The sequence below is a fragment of the Oleiphilus sp. HI0123 genome, assembly GCF_001635315.1.
The window spans coordinates 1-456 of record NZ_LWGE01000637.1; the positions used below are offsets into that span (position 1 = coordinate 1).

Genomic DNA, 456 nt, shown 5'->3' on the forward strand with positions numbered 1-456 from the left:
AGCCTGGCTTCGGATCGACGCTGCTTAACTGCTGCTTTTCGCTATCTAGTGATGGGAACGATCGGTGCAACGTTTATCCTGATAGGCGTTGGCATGCTTTATATGAAGACAGGCACCCTTAACATGCTAGACCTTGCAGGCCGTATCGACGTATATGACAGCAGCCGCACGATCAATACCGGGCTCGCATTTATTATGGTCGGCGTCAGCATCAAGCTTGCTTTATTCCCATTACATATGTGGCTTCCTCCCGCTTATACCCATGCGCCCTCAGCTGTTACCGCGTTTTTGGCCAGCACAGCGACTAAAGTTGCAGTGTATGTGATGATTCGTTTCATCTTTACAATATTCGGGGCTGACCATGTTTTCACCGATATGGGCATGGATCTAATTTTGATGGTCTTGGCTGTCGTCGCAATTTTCAAGTGCTCTTACATGGCAACCGTGCAGAGCAAC

At 48.7% G+C, this 456-nt stretch carries 1 protein-coding gene; it reads left to right on the forward strand.

Features of this window, described 5'->3' with window-relative positions:
* Nucleotides 1-456, forward strand: a 456-nt coding sequence (locus A3761_RS05770) for a proton-conducting transporter membrane subunit (RefSeq protein ID WP_304439590.1), incomplete at both ends; no start/stop codon positions are given.